The 7,261-nt window shown below is 38.9% G+C and carries 2 protein-coding genes and 1 pseudogene; all 3 read left to right on the top strand.

The window, feature by feature from the left end:
* The first annotated feature begins 204 nt into the window (after positions 1-204).
* Complete coding sequence (locus AFK68_RS18050; protein WP_094673965.1) at positions 205-2,370, top strand: polyribonucleotide nucleotidyltransferase; 2,166 nt, start codon at positions 205-207, stop codon at positions 2,368-2,370.
* Between the two features lie 1,562 nt (positions 2,371-3,932).
* A pseudogene (locus tag AFK68_RS45635) lies at positions 3,933-5,293 on the top strand (TAXI family TRAP transporter solute-binding subunit); the annotation flags it as partial.
* 1 nt (position 5,294) lies between these two features.
* Positions 5,295-5,579 (top strand): hypothetical protein (locus AFK68_RS18035; RefSeq protein ID WP_210407482.1); only part of this gene is annotated, 285 nt, incomplete at its 5' end.
* Positions 5,580-7,261 lie beyond the last annotated feature (1,682 nt).

The following is a 7,261-nucleotide window of genomic DNA, read 5'->3' as shown; positions in this document are numbered from 1 at the left end:
TTTCTGGAGCACTCCGACAGAAGAGTTGGATAGTGCAATTTTCCTACTATGCGAGACCAACGCAACAGTCAATACATTTTCTGGAGCACCAATAATAAACTGACGACTGACGACTGACGACTGACGACTGACTTAAATAGCATAACAATTGCCCCATCAAGAATGCTACGATTGCGTAAAGAATATAGAAGGAAAAAAAACTGGATGGAAGAGATAAACAAATCCATATCCTTTGACGGACGCGATATTCGACTGAAGGTTGGTGTATTTGCGCCTCAAGCTGGCGGTGCTGTAATGATAGAGTCAGGAGATACAGCAGTATTAGTCACAGCTACTACAGCCAAAGGTAGAGAAGGAATAGATTTTCTACCTCTATTGGTGGACTACGAGGAAAGACTCTACGCTGGAGGAAAAATCCCTGGTGGTTTTTTGCGTCGCGAAGGTCGCCCTCCAGAAAAGGTGACACTTACTGGTCGTTTGATAGATAGGCCACTACGCCCCCTATTTCCTAGTTGGTTACGAGATGATATTCAAATTGTGGCCACAACATTGTCTATGGATGAGGAAGTACCACCAGACGTGCTAGCCGTAACAGGTAGTTCAGTAGCAGTATTATTGGCCAAGCTGCCTTTTTATGGTCCAATGGCTGCAGTACGGGTAGGGTTGGTAGGAGATGACTTTATCATTAATCCTACTTACCGTGAAGTTAAAAATGGCGACTTAGATTTGGTGGTCGCTGGGTCTCCCCACGGGGTAATAATGGTAGAAGCAGGAGCAAATCAATTGCCAGAACAAGACATTATTGAGGCAATTGATTTTGGTTATGAAGCAGTTTGTGACCTGATTGAAGCTCAACGAGAAATTATTGCTGAAATGGGTATTGAACTTGTAGAGTTGGAACCTCCCGAAGTAGACCCTACCTTAGAAAACTATATCCAGGAAAAAGCTACAGAATCTATTAAACAGGTTTTGTCTGAATATGATTTGGATAAAAATCAGCGCGATGAAAAACTGGATACAATTAAAGATTCTCTAGCAGAAGCGATCGCTGAACTTCCTGAAGAGTCTGAAGAAGAAGCAAAGATCAAGGTATTGGTTGAATCAGACAATGGGTTACTAGGGAATGTCTTTAAGGGTGTCACTAAAAAGTTGATGCGCAAACAAATTATTGACGAAGGTATCCGGGTTGATGGTCGGAAGTTAGATGAAGTACGCCCTGTTTCTTGTCGGGTGGGAGTATTACCACAACGAGTTCACGGTAGTTCTCTATTTAATCGAGGTTTAACTCAAGTAATGTCTGCTGTTACTCTAGGAACTCCTGGTGATGCTCAAGAATTGGCAGACGATCTACATCCCCAAGACGAAAAACGCTATTTGCATCATTACAACTTTCCTCCTTTTTCCGTAGGAGAAACTAAACCAATGCGATCGCCTGGTCGTCGGGAAATTGGTCACGGTGCTTTAGCAGAACGTGCATTATTCCCGGTCATACCACTAAGCGATACTTTTCCTTATGTGATTCGGGTAGTTTCAGAAGTGCTTTCTTCAAATGGTTCAACTTCTATGGGTTCGGTTTGTGCTTCTACTCTAGGTTTAATGGATGCTGGGGTTCCTATTACTAAACCTGTAAGTGGAGCAGCTATGGGTTTAATCAAGGAAGGTGAGGAAGTTCGTATCCTGACAGATATTCAGGGTATAGAAGACTTTTTGGGTGATATGGACTTCAAAGTTGCTGGTACCGATAGCGGAATTACAGCTTTGCAGATGGATATGAAAATTACAGGTTTGTCTCTAGAGGTTATTGCTGATGCTATTCATCAAGCTAAACCTGCACGGATACATATTCTGGAAAAGATGCTGAATGCCATTGATGTACCTCGTCCAGATATGTCACCTTATGCACCGCGACTTTTAAGCTTTAGGATAGACCCAGAAATGATTGGTTTAGTTATTGGACCTGGTGGTAAGACTATTAAGGGTATTACTGAAGAAACAGGTGTCAAAATTGATATTGATGATGATGGCACTGTTACTATTGCAGCAGCGGATGGTAAAAAAGCTAAACAAGCCTGCAATATTATCCAAGGGATGACCAAAAAACTTAATCCTGGGGATGTTTATGTTGGTCGAGTGACTCGAATTATTCCTATTGGTGCTTTTGTGGAAGTATTCGCTGGCAAAGAAGGAATGGTTCATATATCCCAAATTGCAGATTATCGCGTAGGTAAAGTAGAAGATGAGCTAGCAATTGGAGATGAAGTCATTGTTAAAGTACGAGAAATAGATGCTAAGGGTCGGATAAATTTAACTCGCTTAAATATTCATCCGGATGAAGCTGCCGCTGCTCGTGCTACAGCAATGAATTCTTAAATGTAGTTACAAGTCAAAAGTCAGACGTCAGAAATGGGAAGTAATAATTCTGTTTCTATGGGATAGAAACATTGATAAAATGTAATTTTTTAGGTGNTCATTGTTAAAGTACGAGAAATAGATGCTAAGGGTCGGATAAATTTAACTCGCTTAAATATTCATCCGGATGAAGCTGCCGCTGCTCGTGCTACAGCAATGAATTCTTAAATGTAGTTACAAGTCAAAAGTCAGACGTCAGAAATGGGAAGTAATAATTCTGTTTCTATGGGATAGAAACATTGATAAAATGTAATTTTTTAGGTGTGTGGAAGTATCCCATTAACTGGCAAACTTTTGACTTGGTATAGCAGAATTAAGAATTAAGAATTAAGAATTAAGAATTTACAAAGAGGAAGAAAAAGACTTTTTTTTTCACAAAAAATCTCAATAGCTATATAAAAAGGAAAGAATTATAATCAAGATTGCTTTTAGCAAAGACTCCTATTTTTTACTTCTTACTACATTAACTTCGAATCTGTTGTATTTAATACCATAACTAATTACCTGGATTTAATATTAGCTATCATACTTCAAATTAGAAATGTCATTATTTTCTAAGCATTCAGCTATTAGCTCCGCAGGAGGAACTACGTTAACAGCTCTCAGCAATAAAAATAAAGTCATATCATGTCCGCTGGTATCGGAGCGTGTAAACCCCAGGGTTAATAACTACAGGAAATTTAAGTTTTTTCTGGCTCTTAAACCTTTTGTTGTAGGTAATTACAGCCTTCTTCCTTCTTCCTTCTTCCTTACCCTTACCTTAGAATACCGATGCTACCGGACATATCAGTTATTGGGCAATTTAGTCTAGACAATTTGTAGAGTTTGTTTGGTAAATATCTAAGTTTAGCTCATCTCCTTTATCTATTTCAATACTTTTAATTATTCACTCCTTTACCGAATTATTAATAATTAATAATTAAAGAATTCGCGCCTTGAAGCCTCCCCTTGGATAGGGGAAAAAAAGTGCTCTTGAATTTCCTTATCTTCAATTCCCGTACGGTTTTAATTTTCTTGTAATTATCAATTATCAATTATCCATTATCCATTATCCATTAATGAATTATCCTTATGTTAGTCACTGATAGCTGATGACTGACAATTGTTAGCTCCGCATTCTGCAGGAAATGCTTACATTATTAAAAATAAAATAATATAAAATTGTAGCTTAAGTCAAGTAGCTCTGCAATCCCAAAAACATTATATGAAACACCAAAAAAAACGACTCAGTAAACTAAAAGCAATAGGAGGGATATTATTATGGGCGATCGCCTTAACTAGCTGTAGTTCCCAAAGTCGGATCCTCACCCTTTCCAGTGGTGCCGGTGGTGGAGCTTACGAACGCATGGGCAGACAAATAATAAACTCAGCTCGCGAAGTTGGGAAAATGTCTATCCACAGCAACTATAATTCCGAAGGTTCACAGGAAAACTTAGAACGTTTGCTCAATAAAGAAACAGACATTGCTCTAGTTCAATTAGATGTAGCTAGCGAAGCAATGAAAGCTGGGCAAGTACAAGCANTGGTGCCGGTGGTGGAGCTTACGAACGCATGGGCAGACAAATAATAAACTCAGCTCGCGAAGTTGGGAAAATGTCTATCCACAGCAACTATAATTCCGAAGGTTCACAGGAAAACTTAGAACGTTTGCTCAATAAAGAAACAGACATTGCTCTAGTTCAATTAGATGTAGCTAGCGAAGCAATGAAAGCTGGGCAAGTACAAGCAATAGCTGTTCTTGCCCATGAATATTTACACCTCATTACACCATCTGACTCAGAAATCAAAACTTTTAGCGATCTTGAAGGAAAAAGAGTCGCCTTTGGTACCCCTGGCAGTGGCATTTACTTCACTGCCAAACGACTATTCAGTGCTACCAATTTAAAAATTATTGAACAACAACTTGATTTCAAACAAGGATTTAATAAACTTAAACAACAAGAAATAGATGCTTTAGTTTATGTAGGTCCATTAGGAGGCAGTAAAAAAGTGAAAGCTCAACTAACAACACCTCCTACTCTCCAATTAGTTCCAATGGCGACTTCTTTTATTAATTATTTAACCATTCAATTTCCTGAATCATACCAAAGTGCAACCTTTCCCAAGGGTAGTTATATGCCTCTCTCTCCAATTCCTGACAAAGACTTACCGACTATTTCTACTGCTGCTGCTTTAGTCACTCGTCCCGATGTCAGCAAAGAAAAAATTGCTCTTTTAACTTGGTCGCTCATCTCATCCTCTCGACAATATTCATTATTTTACCCAGAACTTGCTAACGGTAATGCTCGGTCTTTATTACGCAGTGGGTTACTATATCTCCACCCTGGTTCCCAACAAGCATTTAACGAAGGCGACCCTAGAGAAATTTGGATGCGCTACTTTGAGGAAAATCAAGACTTACAAGCTGGTGTTATTATTGTGATCTTTACAGGTGTCATCGGCTTTTTACTAAGAATGTGGCGTCAGAAACGATGTAAAAAGTTGATTAGAAATAGCAGTTTAGCTCTTAGTGAAATTAGTTATTGTGTAGAAACAAATCCTGTTCAAGCTCTGAAAGAAGTGGAAGAATTAAGACAGCAACATCGGTTAATGTTGGTTGAAGGAAATTTGCCTAGAGAAGCTTATGAAAAGCTAGAAGATATGACACAAGTTATTGCTGAACGATGCCGAAATTTGCAAAAAAAACAACGTCAACAAGATATTCAAGATACAATAGAATTGATTGATGAGTGGCAAAATATGTCAGAAGTATGCCAAGAAAAAATCAAGGATCGGCTAAAACAATCAGAGAGTAAATATCGAGAAATGTTATTATCAAATCAAATCGATATTCAGACTTACATTTACCTCACCCAACTTATTAGTTATTATGTCAACTTAAATCNTTATTGCTGAACGATGCCGAAATTTGCAAAAAAAAACAACGTCAACAAGATATTCAAGATACAATAGAATTGATTGATGAGTGGCAAAATATGTCAGAAGTATGCCAAGAAAAAATCAAGGATCGGCTAAAACAATCAGAGAGTAAATATCGAGAAATGTTATTATCAAATCAAATCGATATTCAGACTTACATTTACCTCACCCAACTTATTAGTTATTATGTCAACTTAAATCATAATCATCCTCATCACCAGACTGGCAATAATAATCTTCCTGTTACCTAGGGAGGAATTATGTAAGCATTCAGCTATTAGTACCTCAGCCATCAGACGGGGTTTAACTTCCCTGGCGGGAAGTCCCGCGCTCTCCCGGAGGGGAGCGTCGTATGGGAAAGCCAGGGCCAAGATTCGGATATCTCCACAAATAAAATGTTCCGATCCCCTTGACAAGTAGGAGGCATTTTGTTGTGATGGTTATAGTTGATATAAGGTCAACGAACACAGGGGGAGGACATCACCTCTGTCAAAACAGTGGNTGGGAAAGCCAGGGCCAAGATTCGGATATCTCCACAAATAAAATGTTCCGATCCCCTTGACAAGTAGGAGGCATTTTGTTGTGATGGTTATAGTTGATATAAGGTCAACGAACACAGGGGGAGGACATCACCTCTGTCAAAACAGTGGTCAGGGTTTCCCAGACTGAAGAATCCCGCGTTGTCCCGTAAGGGCAACGTCGGGAGTATGTCAAATAAATATAGAACCCATTTGGGATCTTATAGATTGGGAGTGTGGGAAGTGTGGGGATATGCGGGCCTAGATTCTACTTTTTTCCCCTCTGAGTATTTCTCAATCTCCTGACTCCTGTACGGGTGATTTCCTACGGAATGTTGCTTCTTGCAGAGGAGCTGCCTCTTGCAGAGGAGCTGCGCTAACGCTAACGCAAACGCGTTTACGTTTGCAGAGCATTCTGAAGGAAAGTATTCCGGAACGGAAATCACNCTCTTGCAGAGGAGCTGCGCTAACGCTAACGCAAACGCGTTTACGTTTGCAGAGCATTCTGAAGGAAAGTATTCCGGAACGGAAATCACCCCTACTCCTGACTCAAGAGGCAAAAACCCTCACCTTTACGGAGATACGGTTAGGGCTTCTATAGACTTTAAGATCAAGAGTGCTAGCTTTTGGAGTCAGAAAAATCTGACTCCATTAATAAAGCTTTTCTATACGCACTAAAAGTAATAGCTGAGAGCTGAGAGCTGAATGCTTACGGAATTATACCATTTCCGAAAAACTTTTCTAAATTTTATTGAGTAGGGGAGTCGGGAGGTTTTATGCAACGTCCCTACCTAGCCCCTAAGCACGAAAATCATATCAAATCCGGTAGTATTGGTGTAATTAGAGTGTGGGGAGGTGTGGTCTGTGTAGTCCGTGTGGGGGAATTGAATATAGAACTATCAACAATATATCATAGAATCGGATTCTATGTGCAATTAACAGGATTTAATATAATATGTAATCTGAGTAATTAATTATCCTATGACAAAGAAAGTTAAAAGTTAAAAGTCAGAAAAAAAGGAAAGATTGAAGCCGCGAAAATTATTTAAGAGTTTACTGAGTAAGGTCTGTCTTGATGTGAAGTAGCAAATGCGATAACTGTATAACGGAATTTCATATAAGAGAGTAAGGGAGATTGAATATTGAAGTAATTATAAAATTATCAAATATATTATATAACCGGATTCTATATAGAAGCCCTAACAGTATCTCCAGAAAATAGGTCGGAGGGAGAAGTAATTGATAAAAAATGGGTGAGAATTAATTTGAGGATTGGATGAGTGGGAGATATCTAATACACCCCATCTCCCTATCTCCCCATCTCCCCATCTCCCCATCTCTCTCCTCTGTTTTCATATAAGAGAGTAAGGGAGATTGAATATTGAAGTAATTATAAAATTATCAAATATATTATA

Source organism: Hydrocoleum sp. CS-953, from assembly GCF_002260545.1.
Lineage (GTDB): Bacteria > Cyanobacteriota > Cyanobacteriia > Cyanobacteriales > Microcoleaceae > Trichodesmium.
This window is presented reverse-complemented; position numbering and strand designations above follow the sequence as displayed.